This is a genomic window from Thomasclavelia ramosa DSM 1402, from assembly GCF_014131695.1.
Classification (GTDB): Bacteria; Bacillota_I; Bacilli_A; order Erysipelotrichales; family Coprobacillaceae; genus Thomasclavelia; species Thomasclavelia ramosa.
Genome location: NZ_CP036346.1, coordinates 1,940,243 through 1,959,140, shown reverse-complemented (window position 1 = coordinate 1,959,140; position 18,898 = coordinate 1,940,243). Strand labels below are relative to the sequence as shown.

Here is an 18,898-nt window from a genome sequence, read left to right as displayed (position 1 = left end):
ATCCCCCTTTGTCGAAGTTATTATACATAAATCAAACAATAAATAAAAATTATATATATTTATATAACGATAATAATATGTTATAGTTATAATGAGGTGATTTAATGTTAGATTTTCGGATCGATACTTTTTTGGCGGTATGCAAATATATGAATTTTACTAAAGCAAGTCAGTATTTAAATATTACTCAGCCAGCTGTTTCGGGTCATATTCGTTATTTAGAGGAATATTATGATGTTAAGTTATTTATGTATATTGGTAAAAAGATGCAATTAACTAAAGCAGGAAAAATTTTGTTTGATGTAGCTACAACATTAAAGCATGATGATATTTTTTTGAAAAATAAATTAAATAATTTGTCATTGAAACAAGAGCTGGTTTTTGGAGCAACACTTACAGTAGGGGAATATGTGATGCCTAAAGTGATTGATCAATTGTTAAATGAAAATCAAAACACAATGATTAAGATGCAGGTTGCAAATACAAGTGAGTTATTAAAGATGATCAATGAAGGACAACTTGATTTTGCTTTAGTTGAAGGATACTTTAATAAATTAGAGTATGATTATCGAAAATTTTGTCAAGATGAATATATATGTGTTGGTTCAATTGATTTTCCATTGTCAATAGTCCATGATATTAGTGAATTATTTAAGTATAATCTAATTATTCGTGAAAATGGCTCAGGTTCACGAGAAATTATTGAACGATGGTTAAAAGAGCGGAATTTAGATATTGATGATTTTAGTAATATTATTGAAATTGGTAATATTAATATGATCAAACGTCTTGTTAAAAATAATCATGGAATAACTTTTATCTATAAATTAGCTGTTGAAAAAGAATTAGCTGAAAGAAGATTGAAGCAAGTCAAAGTAAATGCTTTAACAATAAAACATGATATTAATTTTATCTGGCGTAAAAATAGTGTTTTTAATGACTACTACGAAGAATTATTTGAGGTGTTTCGATTGCAAAATGATAAAGTATTGCTATAATTACGTTTGTAAGGAGTGATGATTATGCCTTTGACAGATGATGATTTTTTAAAGGATAGTAAGTTAGAACTTTATAATGAAGTGATTGAAAGTCTCCAAGAACAAGAAGAAACTACAGATGTCTTGGATTATGAATTTGATTTAGAAGAAGAATAGTGATGTATCCTAGATACATCATTTTTAAGGAGAAAATATGATTGAAGAATATATAGCTAATAATCAATTTCAAGATGCACTTGATCTATTGAATGATATGGATGACGAAATGACGCGGTATCAGCGTCTTGTTTGTCTTTATGGTTTAGGTGAATATCAAATGGCTAAAGCTGAAGGAATGTTAGCAAAAGCGAAAGCAAGTAATACCTATTATGATGTTGTAAGTATTTATGTGGCTACTTTAAAGGAACTAGAGGAGTTTGAAGAAGCAATCAATATCATGGTAGAAGAATTATCAATGCCATATATTCCGTATGAATATGAAGCAATCTTTAATGCTGCTCATGATGAACTGCTGTTAGCTAAACGTGAAGCAAACGAGGGAATGGAACGGCATAATAATGCTTTTAGTTTGGATGATATGGAAAATATTTTGATGAAAGATTTGCCTAATGAGGATTTATTGTATATGGCAATTGAACAAATGGAAGGAATTAATATTCGGCGCCTATTACCAGCTATTCGTAATTTTTTGAAAGATGAAAATAAGCCTAGCTTCGCTAAGAGTTTACTCATTGAATTGATGATTGATCAAGAAATAGATGAAGAAATGACCTTGGTAAAAAAGGGGATTGAATATGGAATTAATCCAAGTTATGCTCCATTAGTTTTGAATCAAGAAGTTGGTGGAACGATCTTAAATCTTTTATCTGAAGGAATTGAAGATGATAATCCTTCGTTATATTCATTGTGTGAGCAGTTTCTAAATTTCTATCTATATTTAGTTTATCCTAAATATATCGATGATTATGATTATCGTCCAATTGCTGCAGCAATTCATTATCATATTGCGTCGATGCAGTATATTGACATTGAATTAGATGATATCGAGTACCTTTATAATTGTGATAAAGAAGAAATTTTAGAAAAATTAAATGAAATTAAAGAAATTGAATATTAAAGTACTGAAATTGCAAGATTAATTGTTCAAAAAAGTTGAATTAATAGTATTGTTAGTATATAATACGTGATGAAACTAAAAAAGGAGAATAGTATGAAAATCAATAATAAAAAATTAGAAAATGCAATCGTAGAACTAACAGTAGCATTTGATAGTGAAGAATGGAAAGCTACTCAAGAAAAAGCACTTGATAAATTAGCTAAAAATGTGAAAATCGATGGTTTTAGACCAGGTAAAGCACCTGCAGCTATGGTAAGAGCAAGAGTTTCTAAAGCTAGTGTTTTAGAAGAAGCAACAGATATGATTTTACAAACAAAATTTGTTGAAATTTTAACTGAAGCAAATGTTGAACCAGTAGCACAACCTGCTTTAAGTGTTCAAAAAGTAGATGCTGATGAATTGGAAGTTCAAATCTTAGTACCAGTAAAACCACAAGTTGAGCTTGGTGAATATAAAGGATTAGAAGTTAAAAAAGGTCGCGTTACAGTAACTAAAAAAGAAATCGAAGAACAATTAGCAAACTATCAAACTCAATTTGCTGAATTAACAGTAAAAGAAGGTGGGAAAGTTGCTAAAGGTGATACTGCAGTAATTGATTTTGAAGGATTTGTAGACGGTGTTGCTTTTGAAGGTGGAAAAGGTGAAAACTATCCATTAGAAATCGGTAGTGGTTCATTTATTCCAGGATTTGAAGATCAAGTGATTGGAATGACTGTAGATAAAGAACAAGATATCGTTGTTACTTTCCCAGAAGATTATGGTGCAGCTGATTTGGCTGGTAAAGAAGCTACTTTCAAAGTGACTGTACATGAAATCAAAGAAAAACATTTACCAGAAATTGATGATGAATTAGCTAAAGATGTAAATATTGATGGTGTTGAAACTTTAGATCAATTGAAGGATCATATCAAAGCTAATATTAAAACTCGTAAAGAATCTGAAAATGAAAATAAATTCATGGATGATTTATATAAAGCAATCGTAGCGTCTTCTAAAGTAGAAGACAGTGATGCTTTATTAGAACAAGAACAAGGATTAATGTTACAAGAAGTTGAACAAAATTTACAAAGACAAGGGTTAAATTTTGAAGTTTACCAACAATTTACTGGTAAATCAAAAGATGATATCAAAGAAGATATTAAACCTCAAGCTGAAGAAAGAGTAAAATTAAATGCTATTCTTGCAGCAATTATCGAAGAAGAAAAATTAGCAGTTAGTGATGAAGAATTAGAAACAGAATTAAAAACAATTGCTGAATATTATCAAAAAGAATTAGACGAAGTTAAGAAAATTTTCGAAGGAAATATGAGCCGTATCGAAAACGATTTGTTAACTCGTAAAGCTGTTGATTTAGTAAAAGACAACTTAAAATAATGAAAAGACGCTCATGCGTCTTTTTAGTAAAATAGCGAAATAGGAGGAAATAGAATGAATGAACAAACTGTATTAACGTTACCGGTAGTTTGTACACGGGGCATGATTGTTTTCCCAGAAAACAGGTTAACATTAGATGTTGGTCGTCCAGTGAGTTTAAAGGCACTTGAATTAAGTGCTAATGAACATGATAACAATATCATTTTTGTCTCACAAATCAATCCATTAGTGGATAATCCTTCTTTTGATGATGTGTTCCATATTGGAACTCTTTGTAAAATTGATCGTAAAGTGCGCCGTGACAGTTCGGGAACTATCAAATTAACTGTTTTGGGGGCAAAAAGAGTTAGGCTGACTAACTTTGAAGAACAACAAGGAAGTATCTACTCAACTGTTGAAATTATTGAAGATGAATTTGGAGATCGAAATGAAGAAGTTGCTTTAGTTCGTAAGACAACTTCGTATTTTGAACAAGCAAAACGCAGTATGCCAAATATGCCGCTAGATTCAATCAATCGATTAACTAGTGGAGTATCAGCAAGTGTTTTAGCTGACACAATTGGACAATATTTACCAATTGATCTTAATCAAAAACAAAAAATCTTAGAAACTATTAATATCAATGAACGTTTATTATTAGTAGCTAGTTCAATTGAATCGGAAAAAGTGATAGGTGAAATTGAAGAAACGATTAATCGTAAAGTTCGTGAAAGTATTGATGAAAATCAACGTGAGTACTATTTAAGAGAAAAACTTCGGGCTATTAAAGAGGAATTAGGTGATAGTGTACCGAAGGAAGACGATGCAGAAATGATTCGTGAAGAACTTGAAAAAAATCCTTATCCACAGCATGTTAAGGATAAAATTGAAGAAGAATTACGCCGTTTTGAAACAATGCCAGCAGCTTCTTCAGAAGCTAATGTAGTAAGAACATATATTGACTGGATGATGAAAACACCTTGGTATCAAGAAACTAAAGATGTTGAAGATATTCAAGCAATTGAAGATGTTTTAAATGAAGATCATTATGGTCTTGAAAAGGTAAAGGAACGAATTGTTGAATACTTAGCGGTTAAACAAATGACTAAATCGCTAAAAGCACCAATTATTTGTCTTGCTGGGCCACCAGGGGTTGGGAAAACTTCAATCGCTAAAAGTATTGCCCGTGCACTACAGCGTGAATTCATCAAGGCATCATTAGGTGGAGTTAAAGATGAAGCTGAAGTACGTGGACATCGTCGTACTTATCTTGGGTCTATGCCAGGAAGAATTATTCAAGGGATGAAGAAAGCGGGAGTAATAAATCCGGTCTTCTTACTTGATGAAATCGATAAGATGTCAAGTGACTATAAAGGTGATCCGACTAGTGCAATGCTTGAAGTTTTAGACCCTGAACAAAATAGTCAATTCTCTGATAATTATTTGGAAGAACCATATGATTTATCAAAAGTATTGTTTATCGCTACTGCAAATGATCTAGGAAATATTCCAGCTCCGCTTAGAGATCGTTTGGAAATCATTGAACTATCTTCATATACAGAACAAGAAAAACTAATGATCGCTAAAAATCATTTAATTAAAAAGCAGTTAGCTTTACACGGTTTAAAGGAAGATCAACTAGTAATTGAAGATGATGCAATTATGGCGATTATTCGTCACTATACGCGCGAAGCTGGAGTTCGTGATCTTGAGAGATTGCTGGCAAAGATTTGTCGTAAAGCGGTATTAATCGTTTTAAAAGAAAAACGTGATAACTTAACAGTTAATAAAGAAAGTTTAGAAAAACATTTAGGTAAAGCACCATTTGAACATACTAAGAAATTAGATCATAGCCAAATAGGTGTCGTTACTGGTATGGCATATACACAATTTGGTGGAGATATTTTACCAATTGAAGTCAATCATTTCCAAGGATCTGGTAAATTTATTATTACTGGTCAATTAGGGGATGTAATGAAAGAATCAGCATCGATTGCATTAGACTATATGAAAGCTAATAAAGAGAAATATGGTCTTGAAAAAATTGCATTTGATAAAGAAGATATTCATATTCATGTGCCTGAAGGAGCTGTAAAGAAAGATGGCCCTAGTGCAGGTGTTACCTTGACCACTGCTATCTACTCAGCTTTTAAAAATCAGCCGGTTCGCAATGATATTGCTATGACGGGTGAAATTACATTACGGGGAAATGTGCTGCCAATTGGTGGTTTAAAAGAAAAATCAATTTCAGCGCATCGTTCTGGAATTAAAAAGATTATTATCCCAAAGGATAATGCTAAAGATATTGATGATATACCAAAATCTGTTCAAGATGAATTAGAAATCGTATTAGCTGATCATATTGATACAGTACTAGATCACGCACTTGAAAAATAGGGTTAAAAATAACCCTTTTTTTCTTATTGTGTGGTACAATGAAAAAGGTGATGAGAATGGTAAAAATAAAGAAAGCAGAATATGTTTTATCCGCAGCATGGAAAAGTCAATGGCCAGAAGAAAGTTTTCCTGAAATGTGTTTGGCGGGACGTAGTAATGTTGGTAAAAGCAGTTTTATTAATGCAATGTTAAATCATAATGGTTTAGCTAAAGTTTCAGGAACTCCAGGAAAGACAAGAACATTAAATTTTTTTAATGTCAATGATGCATTATATTTTGTTGATGTTCCTGGTTATGGTTATGCTAAAGTTAATGATAGTATTACTAAGCAATTTGGTAAGACAATGGATGAATACATAACTTTACGTTCAACTTTAAGAGGATTTATTTTATTAGTTGATTATCGTCATAAACCGACTAAAGATGATGTGCTGATGTATGAATTTGTTAAACATCATGATGTTCCGGTAATGGTCGTGGCAACCAAAGAAGATAAATTAAAAAGAAATGATCTGAAAAAGAATGAAAAAATTATCAAAGATACTTTGGGGTTTCATCCTGAAGATAAATTTGTTCGTTTTTCAAGCTTAAGGAAAAAAGGAATTGAAGAAGCATGGAACTTTATCTATGAGCTATGCGATATTAATTTTAATTAGATTTTAAAAAGTAAAATGATGGTAGATGCAAGAAAGATAGAGCTTTTAAATGTATCTACTTTTATTTTGTTTAAATAATATCAAAGTATCTAGATTCTGGTGGAACAAAGTAGAATGAATTAGTATATTCTATAAAAGGCGGTCTTTTTTCATATTTTTAAGAATCGTGCATATAGTTTGATGGGAGGTATATATGCAAAAGATATATTTTGAAAAATGGATTGATTTAAATCATCAATTGAATGAATTATTATCATTATCAGTAGATGAGTCTATTAATTACAAGATTGAAAGTGTAGGCGTTCGAGCAGTAGGAAGTTTAATTGTTAAAGGAGAGTATAATGGCAATCATAAATTTGATGAAAATATTGAATTAGATGTATTGGCAACATTTGATAAGATTGTTGATCAGCGAGATTTCAATATTAAAGTTGAAGATTTTGATTATTTTATTAAAGATGGAAATATCCAAATTAAGATTGAAGTAGGTATTCATGGGGTGGTAGAAGGAGAAGATCGATATGTACGGGATGAGCATCTTGGGCATGATGAAGCACTTGAAGAAATTGAAAACTTAATCAAGGATACTGAACCAGCTAATGCTTCAATTGAGCAATTAGTTCGAGCTAAACCTGTCGAAGTCCAAGAAACTGGGCCAGTAACTCCAGCTTACGTTGCTCAAGCAAAGCAGCCAGAAAGTAAGCCGATGGCTGCTGAAACTACGACTTCAACAGTAAAAGAGATAAAAGCAGTGGCAAAAGAAATGGATAATCATCCTAAAAACTTAGAAACATCAAAAGTTGCTGTAATACCGCAGAAATCAGAGTCATCAGTACACGCAGCAAAAGAACCGGCTGTTCATATGACCAAAGAACCAATGGCACATGTTGCTAAAGAAGCTGCTGTAATGGAAGTCAGTAAAAAAGAAACAGCTATGGCTGAGGAGATTAGTGAACAACTTCAAGAAAAGGTTTACCAAAGCAAGTCACGACCAATTTTTCAAGACACTAGCGATAGTGTGGGAACTTATTACTTATATATAGTTAAAGAAAATGATAGTTATAGTGAAGTGGCGACCCGTTATAGTGTGGAAGAAGAAATAATCCGCAATTATAACCAAGATAAGGCTCTAGAAGCCGGCAGTGTCTTAATCATTCCATATGTTCCATGAACGAATTAATTAAGGAAGCCTATTCACTAGAAGTTATTGGTTATATTAAAGTAACAAAAAAAGTCTATAAAGTAAAATGTCGTGAAGGATTCTTTTGTTTAAAGTTTGTTGAAGACAATGGATTGACTGTTGTTATTGATCATATAGAGAGCTTGCATTTAAAATGCTTTTTGCCAGTAATCAGAAATTATAAAAAACAAGTTCTAACAAGTTATGAGGATAAAACTTTTTATTTAAGTCCTTGGTTAGCAAGTGATAATGCAATCGTTAAAGAATTAAAATTAAAATTTTATTATGAATGCTTATCATATTTGCATTCAACTTCTTTTTTTAATTATAGTGTTTCAAAGAGTTTTTTTAAACGTCAAATTGAAGATATAGCAAATATTATTCATGAGCGTCAAGCTTATTACAATGAAATTATGAGTAATTTTGAAGTTTTATCGTATCGTAGTCCAACAGGATGGATGTTTGTTTTAAATTATCATCGAATTGAAGGTTGTCTAAAAAAAGCCTTAGAACTTTTGGAATGCTATGAACAATATGTTTGCAATCTAGATACGATAAGATTATGTCTGACATATAATAATTTTAATTATAGTCATGTAATGATGAAAGAAAGTAAATTAATTTCTATTGATCAAATTAAAATCAACTTATGTATTTATGATATTTATAATATGTATCAAAGAATTCCAGAGTTTATCTTTGATTTTGACGTTATTCTTGATAGTTATTTTTGTAAGATAAAGCTCTTAAAAGAAGAGCGGCTTTTATTACAGTGTTTGTTACATGTTGTTCCGATCATTGAATTAGGACATGATGAAATTAATAATATTATCATGATGTCTCGCTTATTATATTATTTGGATTCAATTTCTTCGTTAAATAAAAAGTTAGCGATTGACTAGGGCTGATGATTTTGTTAGAATATTTCTAGCAATGATTAGGAGGAGTAGATCCAGAAACTTTTAAGAGAGTCCCTGGCTGGTGGAAGGGGATAAGATAATGGATTGAAGGTAGCCTAGGAGCATGTCTATTGAAAAAAGTAGGTAGACACGTATGACTGCGTTAAGGTCTTGAGGCATAGATAAGCTATGCAAAGTAAGGTGGTACCACGAGCATTCGTCCTTATGACGGTGCTTTTTTATTTTAAGGAGGAAATTATGAGTTATTCAGTGGTTTGGATTTTATTTTTAGGTGGATGTTTATTTTTAATGTATTTTTATAGTGGTAAAATGCGTCAAGTTAAAAAATATCAAAAACAACAGCGGGCTGCATATGAAGAAAACCGGGTTAAGTATAGTCATTTTACAAGCGAAGTGTTTGATCAAACTCCTGATGAAGAGTTAACACATGCTGTTTTATTCCACCTTTTAGCAAAAGAAGATAAATTGTATGAAGGAGAAGAAATTACTGGAACATTGATTGATGTAATGACACCAAGCGAATTACTGATCTACACTATTTATCAAGTAGAACTTTCAATGGAAGGAGGGCGTGGTTCATTGCACTCATTCTTTATTAAGGAACCATATTGCCTTTATCGTCCATATGCCATTAAAGCATTTGAGGCTGTGGATTGCCATGAAATTGCTGAGTTGATGACTGCAGCAGAAAAATTAGCTGTAATGATTGAAAATGAGGAAGAAATTGAATTAGATGAAGATAGTGATTATGGAAAATATAATTTTTCTGATTTTACAAGCTCATTATTGTCAATGTTGAAATCTTCTGGAATTGTTAATAAAGCAGCTAAATTTATTCGTGAAAACAAAAATGATTTTATTGATTTGGAGGTAACAACTGATGAGCAAACAACTGGAACCGAAGTATAATCATCATAAAGTAGAAGAAGGAAAATATCGTCATTGGATCGATAAAAAATATTTTGAAGCTGGTGATACTAGCAAAAAGCCGTATTCAATTGTTATTCCCCCACCTAATGTAACTGGTAAATTACACTTAGGTCATGCTTGGGATACAACTTTACAAGATATGATCATCCGTTATAAAAGAATGCAAGGTTATGATGCTTTGTGGCTGCCGGGAATGGATCATGCGGGTATTGCAACTCAAGCTAAGGTAGAGGCAAGGATGCGTGAAGAAGGTATTTCTCGTTATGATCTTGGTCGTGATGGCTTTTTAGAAAAAGCATGGTCATGGAAGGAAGAATATGCTTCAATTATTCGAGCTCAATGGGAAAAATTAGGTTTATCATTAGATTATTCTAAAGAACGTTTTACTTTAGATGATGGTTTAAGCGAAGCAGTTAAAGAAGTATTTGTTAAATTATATAATGAAGGATTGATTTACCAAGGGAAACGGATCATTAATTGGGACCCAGTTCAAAGAACGGCATTAAGTAACATTGAAGTGATTCATAAAGAAATTGAAGGGGCGATGTATTATTTTAAATATCAAATCGTTGATAGTGATGAACAATTAATTATTGCGACAACACGTCCTGAAACAATGTTTGCCGATCAAGCTATATTTGTGCACCCTGATGATGAACGTTATACTCACCTAGTCGGGAAAAAAGCAATCAATCCAGCTAATGGTGAAGCGTTACCAATCATGGCTGATAGCTATATTGATATGTCATTTGGGACAGCGGTAATGAAATGTACCCCTGCTCATGACCCTAATGACTTTGCGTTAGCAAAAAAATATAACTTAGAAATGCCAATTTGTATGAATGATGACGGAACTATGAATGAACTGGCACATAAATATGCAGGAATGGATCGTTTTGCTTGTCGAGAGGCTTTGGTTGCTGATTTTAAAGCAGCTGGGGTTGTTGACCATATTGAAAAACATATGCATCAGGTGGGGCATTCAGAAAGAAGTAATGCAATCGTTGAACCATATTTATCAAAACAATGGTTTGTTAAAATGGAGCCATTAGCTAAGGCAGCTTTAGAAAATCAGTTAAAGGATTCTAAAGTAAATTTTGTCCCTGAACGTTTTGAAAAAACATTTAATCAGTGGATGGAAAATATTGAAGACTGGTGTATATCTCGTCAATTATGGTGGGGACATCAAGTACCGGCTTGGTATCATAAAGAAACCGGTGAAGTTTATGTTGGGAAAAATCCACCTGCTGATTTAGAAAACTGGAAACAAGACGAAGATGTCCTAGATACATGGTTTTCAAGTGCACTATGGCCATTTTCAACACTTGGATGGCCTAATACCGATAGTGAATTATTTAAGCGTTATTTTCCTACCAATACTTTAGTTACAGGGTACGATATTATTTTCTTCTGGGTGAGCAGAATGATTTTCCAATCATTACACTTCACTGAGGAAAGACCATTCGAACATGTTTTAATTCATGGTTTGATTCGTGATGAACAAGGGAGAAAGATGTCAAAATCGTTAGGCAATGGTGTTGATCCGATGGATGTTATTGATGAATATGGTGCTGATACATTACGCTTCTTCTTAACAACTAATTCGGCACCAGGAATGGATTTGCGTTATATTCCGGAAAAATTAGAAGCATCATGGAACTTTATCAATAAAATTTGGAATAGTGCTCGTTTTGTTTTAATGAATATTGATGATGAAATGAAATTTGAAGAATTATCATTTGATAATCTAAATCTTTGTGATAAATGGATTTTAAATCGTTTAAATGAAGTGATTCGTGAAGTAGATATTAACATGGATAAATTTGAATTTGTTAATGTTGGTAGTGAGTTATATAAATTTATTTGGGATGACTTCTGTTCATGGTATATTGAACTTACAAAAGTACATTTAAATAGTACTAATGATACAGAAAAACAGGCAAGTTTAAATACATTAGTTTATGTTTTAAATGCGATTGTTAAAATGCTGCATCCATTCATGCCATTTGTAACTGAAGAAATCTTCCAGGCAATTCCACATTTAGAAGAATCTATTTGTATTGCTATCTGGCCAGAAGTAAATGATCATTTTACTGATGAAAGTATTAATGATCAATTTACATATTTAATCGATATTGTAAAAGGTATCCGTGAAATCAGAACACAATATACGATTAAAAATGCAATTGAAGTGCCATACGTGATCAATACTAAAAACGATGATCTAGAAGGATTGTTAAATAAATGTTTACCTTACATCAAGAAATTATGTAATGCAGTTTGTTCAGGTTATAATCTTAATGCTGCTGGTGAGGTTGCAAATATTACAATTAAAGGTGGCAATTCATTATTAGTTGAATTAGGGGATTATATTGATAAAGATGCTGAAAAAGAAAAATTAGCTAATCAACTTAAAAAGTTAGAAGGAGAAATTAAACGTTGTCAAAATATGTTGGCAAATGAGAAGTTCACTTCAAAAGCTCCAAAAGAAAAAGTTGAACTAGAAAGAAATAAATTAGCGGATTATCAATCTAAGTATGATGCTGTAAAAGAAAAATTAGAACAAATGTAAAAAGATGAAGAAATTCATCTTTTTTCTATTTTTAAAAGTAAAAATTATTTTCTTGCAGTAAATAATAATATAAGGTTTAGTGGTGAGTGTGACCTTAAATTCAAAAGAGGAGGCAAGAAAAATGAATGAATTACAGCAATGTATGCAAATGGAAGTAATGGGCGGTGGTGTTACGGGATTTTTCTTTTGTGTCGTAATTGGAACTGCAATTTATAAGATGTTTCGTTCGGGGGCTGGACGTGTATCGATTCCTAAAATTATTTCAATCGAGTGGCGTTAAAATGAAAGAATTATCGATTACATCTCAGCAAAAGATCAATGGTGGCGGAGCGATTGTTTATGTGATTTCTTTAGTAGCTGTAGCTGCTGGTTATAGCGTTGCTAAATTATTAAGAAAACGTTTTTCAATTACACGTTAATTGAGCATATTTATAAACTGCTAACATATACTAGATTTGGAGGTGCAAGATGAAAATAGTAAGACTTGTAGTAGTGTTAGCAGTTGCTTTATCAATTTGTTTTTGTGGAATCTATTTGAAGTTTTTTTCAACGATCAATAGTTATATTAATACTTACATAGTTCAAGTAGGAATATATAAACAAGATGAAAACGCTAATGAAATGATAAAAAAGTTATCAGATTTAGGGAAACCGAATTATAAGTATCAAAAAGATAATAATTTCGTAGTGATAACAGGTGTGTTTTTGGATGAAAAGGAGGCAAAGGACATGGGGAATACAATTAGTGAAAGTGGAATCACATGTGTAATAAAACAAACGAAATTCGAAAGTAGTTTTAAAGAGGTTATTGAAAAACAAGATTATGAAGCAATTATTAAAGAATTAGGATCATGAAATTAAAAAACTATCCATTGGAAGAACGACCGCGCGAAAAAGCCTTCCATCACGGAATTGAAAGCCTAAATAATATTGAATTATTAGCATTAGTCTTAAGAACTGGAAATAAGCAAGAATCAGCGATTGAATTGGCTCAACGTGTTATAAATGAAATTGGGGGTTTTCGTTATTTGCATGATATCAATTATTATCAGTTGATTCAGATTAAAGGAATCAAACAAGCTAAAGCAATAGAAGTTTTAGCTATTATTGAAATTGCTAAACGTTTGGATAAACAGCCTGTGGCTATGTCAGCTATTAAAGAACCGCGTGATGGTTATGAATTGTTGAAAAATCAATTAATGTTTGAACAGCAGGAAAAAGTGATTGTATTATGTTTAAATTCACGCTTAGAGGTAATTAAAGAAAAAACCGTATTTATTGGTGGGAATAACATATCTATTATTAGTGGGAGAGAGCTGTTTAAAGAAGCATTGATCTGTGGTAGTAATCGTGTGATGGTCGTTCATAATCATCCTTCGGGTAATCCTGAACCATCAATTGAAGATATTGAAGCAACCGAGCGCCTATATAGTATGGCAAAAGAATTAGATATAGATGTAGTTGACCATTTAATTATTGGTCGTAGTAGATTTTATAGTTTTGCTTCAAATAAGATTATTGAAGTTTAAAGATAATTGATTATTTTATATTAATGCCTTATAATGATATGGATGTGAGGTGGTAATTTGAATAATCGTAAAAAACAAAGAAATAAGAGAATAGTTTTAATTATAACGGTAGCAATTGTTGTTTTTTCTACTATATCATTGGTATTTTCAAGAACCCAAGGGGGACTTGAGCGAATGGTCAGCGATTCGATTGCTGCAATAGAGTATTATGTAGTAAAAAAACCAGTTGAATTTGTAAGTAATTTATTTAGTGAATATAATGAGTTAAAAGATGTTTATAAAGAAAATAAGATTTTAAAAGCAAAATTATCATCTTATGCCAGTGTCGAAGTTAATACTGATGTTCTTTCAAAAGAGATTGATGAGTTGAAAAAGATGCTAAATATTGAATATTTGCCAACTGATTATAATGTTAAGACAACATCATTTGTTCGTGAAAGTGATGATTGGAATAACGAAATTACAATTGATTTAGGAAGTTTGGCTGGAGTTAGCAAAGATATGGTCGTAATTTCTTCAAAAGGAATGATTGGTAAGGTTACTTCGGTTACAGAAGTGACGGCGCGAGTTCAGTTATTAACAGCAGAGAATCCTACTTCTGCATTACCGATTCAAGTTATTAATGGTGATCAAAATGTTTATGGACTTTTAAATCGTTATGACATTGAGTCAAAATGTTTTGAAATTACTCTATTTAGTGATGTTGAAAAATTTGAAGATAATGCCAAAGTAATAACTTCTGGCTTAGGTGGGAAAGCGCCTAAAGGAATTTATATTGGAACTGTAGAAAGTTCTATTGTTTCTGAAGATGGAACATCAAAAACAATTAGAGTTAAGCCGGCAGCAGATTTTAATGATCTGTCATATGTTGCGGTAGTGTTTAGGAGCGATAGTAATGAATAAGCAATTATATCGTTATTATCTAGTGATGGCATTAAGTTTTGTTGTTGATAGCATTATTAGTTATTATTTACCGTATAATTTTGATAAATTAGGAATAACAATTGTTCCTTGTGTTAGTTTGATGATGTTCACATTGCTGAATAATACAATTGGTGATGAACACCGATACATATTTGCAACTGTGACTGGACTTTATTATGCGATTGTCTACGCAAATAGTTTACTGATTTATGTGTTGCTTTATTGTGTTTATGCTTTTTTTGGAAAGAAATATACTAAATTAGCAACTTATACCCTTTTAGAGATGTTTATCGCCGTAATTGTGACAATAATCGCCCAAGAAGTTGTGATATATTGGTTAGTGTGGATAACAAATGTTACGCAGCTATCAATCGTAGCTTTCTTGACAAATCGTCTTTTACCGACGTTAGGAGCTAATTTATTATTGATTGCACCAGTATATTTTATCCACAAGAAATTAGGATTCGAGGGTAAAGTCAATGCATATCAAAGTAAAAGGAGTTAATAATCATCTAGTTTTTGTTTTAGATGATAATCAAGATTTTAATAGTTTAATGAATGAATTGGAAAGTCTCTTGGAATCACCATTGCTTAAAAGTGATGGCTATTATCCGAGGGCTTTTTTTGATTTTAAAAGTCGAATTTTAAGTATTCATGAATTATTAAGATTATTGGATTTATTATTTAGTAAGCAGGTATTATTGTTTGATGGAATCAATATGGCCAAAGTAGAGAAGAAAAATAAGATTAAAGTAATCAACAAAACTGTTCATGCTGGAGAAATTTTAGAATTGGATCAAGATGCTTTGATTATTGGTCAAGTTAATCCCGGAGCTATTGTTAGATTTAAAGGAAAGTTGTATGTAATGGGGCGCGTCAGTGGATTGGTTGAGGGATTAAATGCTCGAGCAAAAATTAGTGGACAATTCTTTAAAAATGCCCATGTTAGAATTAATGGGGTATCTCGACGAAATTATACAAGTTATGAACTTACGATGCTTTATTATAAGGACAACGAAATATTCTTAGATAAGGGGGATATGATATATGTCTAGAGTTATTGTAGTTACTTCCGGAAAAGGTGGGGTAGGTAAAAGTAGTGTTAGCGTTAATCTGGCTAGTGCCTTAGCTTTTTCAAAATTTAAAGTATGTTTAATTGATGGTGATTTTGGATTGAAGAATTTGGATGTGATGATGGGGTTAGAAAATCGTGTAGTTTATGATTTAAATGACGTCGTTGAAGGCCGCTGTACAATTGAACAAGTATTAGTTAAGGATAAGCGTATAGATGGATTGAGCTTATTACCGTCATGTAAATCTTTATCATTTGAAAATCTAGATACAGAAATAATGAATTCATTAATTGAACGATTAAATAAAGATTATGATTTTATTATTGTGGACAGTCCAGCTGGAGTCGAAAAAGGTTTTCAATATTCTGCTTCATTAGCTAATGAAGCAATTGTTGTTGTCAATTTAGATGTATCATCATTACGTGATGCCGATCGTGTTGTTGGTTTATTGATGAAAAAGGGAATTAATACTATTAATATGATCATTAATAAAGTTAATGTTGATGATATTGAAGGAGCTCGCTCATTAACGGTGGAAGATGCTCAAGAGATTTTATCATTACCGCTGCTAGGGATTGTTTACGATAGCCATGATATGATTGAAGCTAATAATCGTGGTGTGCCGATTTTCTTAAATAATCAACATTTATTACATAGCTGTTTTGTTAATATTTCAAAGCGCATACTCGGGCAGCAAGTACCTTATGCTAAATATAAAAAGAAAAGTTTAATTCGTCGATTTTTTTATTCATAATTAACGTCTTTAATATCATCAGATTCATATAATGGAATAGGTGATAGAATGAGTGATCTAGATGATGTAAGAAAAAGAATGCAAAAGCGCCGGGGCACTAATAAAAAGCCATTAAATGATGATAATTTTAAGCGATTCTATAATTTTATGGTAAAGTTTATGGTCGTAATTTTAGTGGTTTTAGTATCAATGTCATATATTAAAATCAATCCGGATTCTAATATTAAGAAAATGATTTTGAATGATACTAATTATAAAGCGGTAACAAGCTGGATATCTGATAATTTATTTTCTTTTTTGCCAAGTGATGATGTTAGTGTTTCTAGTGGCGTGGAGTATCAGCATGTTAAAGATGACTATTATAAAAATAATAGTAATGAGGTATTAAGTATTGAAGCTGGGCGCGTAATTGCAACTGGTAATGATGAAAACTTGAGCGGATATGTAGTAATTCTAGGCAAGAATGATGTAGAAATTACTTATAGTAATATTGATAATGTAATGGTGACATTGTATGACGAGGTAGATCAAGGGATGGTTTTAGGTAGTTATCAAGATCAGTTTGTTTTACAGTTTGAACATTTAGGTAAGGAAATTAGTTATGAAGAGTATCAAAGGATGGAGTGATTGGTATATCCATCCTTTTACTTTGATTTATCTAATCGCTGCTTGGTTAAATGACAATTTATTTGCTTATTTGAGTGCTTTGTTTATTGTCTGTACTCATGAATTTGGACACTATTATTTTGCTAAAAAATTTAATTTTGAAATTGAGAAAGTTGAGATTTTCCCTTTTGGAGCTTTTTTGAGTTTAAATGATTATGGGACTCATCATATTATTGAAGAACTGGTAATAGTCATGGCGGGTCTATCTACTCATTTGGGAATGTTTATAGTAATAAAAGTATTTTTTGATAGCGAATATTTATTGGCAGTTAACCAATTAGTATTTGTTTTTAATCTCTTACCGATTTATCCTCTTGATGGATCAAAAATATTATTACTAGTTTTTTCATTATTTAAAGATTATTATCGAGCAGTCAAGTTACAAATTAAAGTTTCAATTTTTTCTTTATCAGTTTTGATTGTATTATATAATCAAATGGGATATATCTTAGTTTATTTTTATTTGCTCTATATAAATTATCAATATATTAAAGAGTTCCGTTATATAATTATCAGATTATATTTGAAAAGGATGCATGATAATCAATATCATCGGCTTAAAATTAATCATGACTACCGTTTTTACCGCCCATATGAAAATTATTATTTGATTGGTGGGAATGGTTATAGTGAAAAAGAAGTACTTCAATATTTAATAAAAAACTTAAAAAGTAATTGACTTTGATGGGTAAAAATAATATAATGCATGTGTTGTAGACCTCTAGCTACAACCGCACATAAAAGGTATTAAAGCAATGCTGCCTTGGTTGGCGAGTCTTAGAATATTATAGGAGGTGCGATATGTACGCAATTATTGAAACAGGTGGAAAACAATTAAAAGTTGAAGCCGGAGATACTATCTTTGTAGAAAAATTAGATGTTGAAGCAGGAGAAAAAGTTGTTTTTGATAAAGTATTAGCTGTAGGCGATAAAACAATGAAATTAGGTGCTCCTTATGTAAAAGGTGCTACTGTTGAAGCTACTGTTGAAAAACAAGGTAAAGAAAAGAAAGTTGTTATTTATAAATATAACGCTAAAAAACATTACCACAAAAAACAAGGTCATAGACAACCTTATACAAAATTAGTAATCAATACAATTAATAAAACTGCTAAAAAAGCTGCTGAAGAAACTGCAGAAGCTTAATCAAATGATTAAGGTTTTAGTAAAACAAAATAATAATCAAATTGTTAATCTTAGTATTACAGGTCACGCTGACAGTGGAGAATATGGTAAAGATTTAGTTTGTGCTGGTGTTTCTACTGTTGGTATTGGAGCAATGAATATGCTTGCAAAAAAAGGATTCTTAGCTAAAGGCTTAGGAACGATTGAGATTAATGAAGGATATATAAATGTAGTTGTCAATCATACTGATGAAGTTTGTCAAGTGGTGCTAGAGACACTTGTTGTAACTTTAGAAACGATGGTTGAAAGCTATGGTCGATTTATTAAGATATCTAAAGTGGAGGTGTAACATATGATGTTCAAATTAGATTTACAATTATTCGCTTCTAAAAAAGGGGTAGGGTCAACTAAAAATGGTCGTGATTCTAAATCAAAAAGATTAGGAGCTAAATTATCTGACGGGCAATTTTGTACTGCAGGGTCTATTATTTATAGACAAAGAGGAACTAAAGTTCATCCAGGTACTAATGTAGGAAAAGGTGGAGATGACACTTTATTTGCTACAGTTGATGGAGTTGTAAAATTCGAAAGACTTGGTAGAGATAGAAAACAAGTTTCTGTTTACCCAGCTGCATAATTAAAATCCCTGCAAAGGGATTTTTTCTTGTACTAATAACTGATTATTTGTATCATAATAATAAAGA

General features: G+C 31.5%; 23 protein-coding genes and 2 other annotated features. All 23 genes read left to right on the top strand.

Features of this window, described 5'->3' with window-relative positions:
* The first annotated feature begins 104 nt into the window (after window positions 1–104).
* The 23 genes from EYR00_RS09510 to rpmA all read left to right on the top strand — a co-directional run bounded on the left by EYR00_RS09510 (window position 105) and on the right by rpmA (window position 18,831).
* Window positions 105–998, top strand: a complete 894-nt coding sequence (locus EYR00_RS09510; protein WP_003536672.1) for a LysR family transcriptional regulator — start codon at window positions 105–107, stop codon at window positions 996–998.
* A gap of 24 nt (window positions 999–1,022) precedes the next feature.
* Window positions 1,023–1,154, top strand: a complete 132-nt coding sequence (locus EYR00_RS15885) for a hypothetical protein (RefSeq protein ID WP_003536675.1) — start codon at window positions 1,023–1,025, stop codon at window positions 1,152–1,154.
* A 37-nt stretch (window positions 1,155–1,191) separates the two neighbouring features.
* Window positions 1,192–2,115 carry a hypothetical protein gene (locus EYR00_RS09505; protein WP_003536677.1) on the top strand — a complete coding sequence of 308 codons (924 nt, stop codon included), beginning with the start codon at window positions 1,192–1,194 and terminating at the stop codon, window positions 2,113–2,115.
* A gap of 93 nt (window positions 2,116–2,208) precedes the next feature.
* Window positions 2,209–3,489 carry a trigger factor gene (gene tig / locus EYR00_RS09500; RefSeq protein ID WP_040434206.1) on the top strand — a complete coding sequence of 427 codons (1,281 nt, stop codon included), beginning with the start codon at window positions 2,209–2,211 and terminating at the stop codon, window positions 3,487–3,489.
* A gap of 54 nt (window positions 3,490–3,543) precedes the next feature.
* Window positions 3,544–5,865: an endopeptidase La gene (gene lon, locus EYR00_RS09495; RefSeq protein ID WP_003536682.1), complete on the top strand. Its 2,322-nt coding sequence runs from the start codon at window positions 3,544–3,546 to the stop codon at window positions 5,863–5,865.
* Window positions 5,866–5,921: 56 nt separating this feature from the next.
* Window positions 5,922–6,521, top strand: coding sequence for a ribosome biogenesis GTP-binding protein YihA/YsxC (gene yihA, locus EYR00_RS09490; protein ID WP_008791481.1), 600 nt, complete (start codon window positions 5,922–5,924; stop codon window positions 6,519–6,521).
* A 193-nt stretch (window positions 6,522–6,714) separates the two neighbouring features.
* Complete coding sequence (locus EYR00_RS09485) at window positions 6,715–7,692, top strand: LysM peptidoglycan-binding domain-containing protein (protein WP_003536685.1); 978 nt, start codon at window positions 6,715–6,717, stop codon at window positions 7,690–7,692.
* Window positions 7,689–8,603, top strand: a complete 915-nt coding sequence (locus EYR00_RS09480) for a hypothetical protein (protein ID WP_003536687.1) — start codon at window positions 7,689–7,691, stop codon at window positions 8,601–8,603. Before EYR00_RS09485 ends, EYR00_RS09480 begins: the two co-directional genes overlap by 4 nt.
* A 22-nt stretch (window positions 8,604–8,625) precedes the next feature.
* Window positions 8,626–8,828: a binding site (T-box leader), on the top strand.
* 30 nt (window positions 8,829–8,858) lie between these two features.
* Window positions 8,859–9,530 carry a hypothetical protein gene (locus EYR00_RS09475; RefSeq protein WP_008791483.1) on the top strand — a complete coding sequence of 224 codons (672 nt, stop codon included), beginning with the start codon at window positions 8,859–8,861 and terminating at the stop codon, window positions 9,528–9,530.
* Window positions 9,502–12,123: a valine--tRNA ligase gene (locus tag EYR00_RS09470; RefSeq protein WP_003536691.1), complete on the top strand. Its 2,622-nt coding sequence runs from the start codon at window positions 9,502–9,504 to the stop codon at window positions 12,121–12,123. The genes EYR00_RS09475 and EYR00_RS09470 overlap by 29 nt, the downstream gene beginning before the upstream one ends.
* Before the next feature lie 121 nt (window positions 12,124–12,244).
* Window positions 12,245–12,403: a hypothetical protein gene (locus EYR00_RS09465; RefSeq protein WP_008791484.1), complete on the top strand. Its 159-nt coding sequence runs from the start codon at window positions 12,245–12,247 to the stop codon at window positions 12,401–12,403.
* 1 nt (window position 12,404) lies between these two features.
* Complete coding sequence (locus tag EYR00_RS09460; RefSeq protein ID WP_003536696.1) at window positions 12,405–12,542, top strand: hypothetical protein; 138 nt, start codon at window positions 12,405–12,407, stop codon at window positions 12,540–12,542.
* A 49-nt stretch (window positions 12,543–12,591) separates the two neighbouring features.
* Window positions 12,592–12,978, top strand: a complete 387-nt coding sequence (locus tag EYR00_RS09455) for an SPOR domain-containing protein (protein WP_003536698.1) — start codon at window positions 12,592–12,594, stop codon at window positions 12,976–12,978.
* Window positions 12,975–13,652, top strand: coding sequence for a RadC family protein (radC, locus tag EYR00_RS09450; protein ID WP_003536700.1), 678 nt, complete (start codon window positions 12,975–12,977; stop codon window positions 13,650–13,652). Before EYR00_RS09455 ends, radC begins: the two co-directional genes overlap by 4 nt.
* Window positions 13,653–13,709: 57 nt before the next feature.
* Window positions 13,710–14,555 carry a rod shape-determining protein MreC gene (gene mreC, locus EYR00_RS09445; RefSeq protein ID WP_003536702.1) on the top strand — a complete coding sequence of 282 codons (846 nt, stop codon included), beginning with the start codon at window positions 13,710–13,712 and terminating at the stop codon, window positions 14,553–14,555.
* On the top strand, window positions 14,548–15,081 hold the full coding sequence (locus EYR00_RS09440) for a rod shape-determining protein MreD (protein WP_003536703.1): 534 nt from the start codon (window positions 14,548–14,550) through the stop codon (window positions 15,079–15,081). Before mreC ends, EYR00_RS09440 begins: the two co-directional genes overlap by 8 nt.
* Window positions 15,056–15,631, top strand: a complete 576-nt coding sequence (locus EYR00_RS09435) for a septum site-determining protein MinC (RefSeq protein ID WP_003536704.1) — start codon at window positions 15,056–15,058, stop codon at window positions 15,629–15,631. Before EYR00_RS09440 ends, EYR00_RS09435 begins: the two co-directional genes overlap by 26 nt.
* On the top strand, window positions 15,624–16,403 hold the full coding sequence (minD, locus tag EYR00_RS09430) for a septum site-determining protein MinD (RefSeq protein WP_003536705.1): 780 nt from the start codon (window positions 15,624–15,626) through the stop codon (window positions 16,401–16,403). The genes EYR00_RS09435 and minD overlap by 8 nt, the downstream gene beginning before the upstream one ends.
* Window positions 16,404–16,451: 48 nt before the next feature.
* The gene (locus EYR00_RS09425) at window positions 16,452–17,030 is read left to right on the top strand and encodes a M23 family metallopeptidase (protein WP_003536706.1); all 579 of its coding nucleotides are present in this window, start codon (window positions 16,452–16,454) and stop codon (window positions 17,028–17,030) included.
* Entirely contained in the window at window positions 17,005–17,748 is a 744-nt protein-coding gene (locus tag EYR00_RS09420; protein ID WP_003536707.1) for a site-2 protease family protein, read from the top strand. The genes EYR00_RS09425 and EYR00_RS09420 overlap by 26 nt, the downstream gene beginning before the upstream one ends.
* A gap of 40 nt (window positions 17,749–17,788) precedes the next feature.
* Window positions 17,789–17,857, top strand: a sequence feature (ribosomal protein L21 leader region).
* Window positions 17,858–17,870: 13 nt separating this feature from the next.
* Complete coding sequence (gene rplU / locus EYR00_RS09415) at window positions 17,871–18,215, top strand: 50S ribosomal protein L21 (RefSeq protein ID WP_003536708.1); 345 nt, start codon at window positions 17,871–17,873, stop codon at window positions 18,213–18,215.
* A 4-nt stretch (window positions 18,216–18,219) separates the two neighbouring features.
* Window positions 18,220–18,543: a ribosomal-processing cysteine protease Prp gene (locus tag EYR00_RS09410; protein ID WP_003536709.1), complete on the top strand. Its 324-nt coding sequence runs from the start codon at window positions 18,220–18,222 to the stop codon at window positions 18,541–18,543.
* Window positions 18,544–18,546: 3 nt separating this feature from the next.
* On the top strand, window positions 18,547–18,831 hold the full coding sequence (gene rpmA / locus EYR00_RS09405) for a 50S ribosomal protein L27 (RefSeq protein ID WP_008791486.1): 285 nt from the start codon (window positions 18,547–18,549) through the stop codon (window positions 18,829–18,831).
* Window positions 18,832–18,898: the final 67 nt, after the last annotated feature.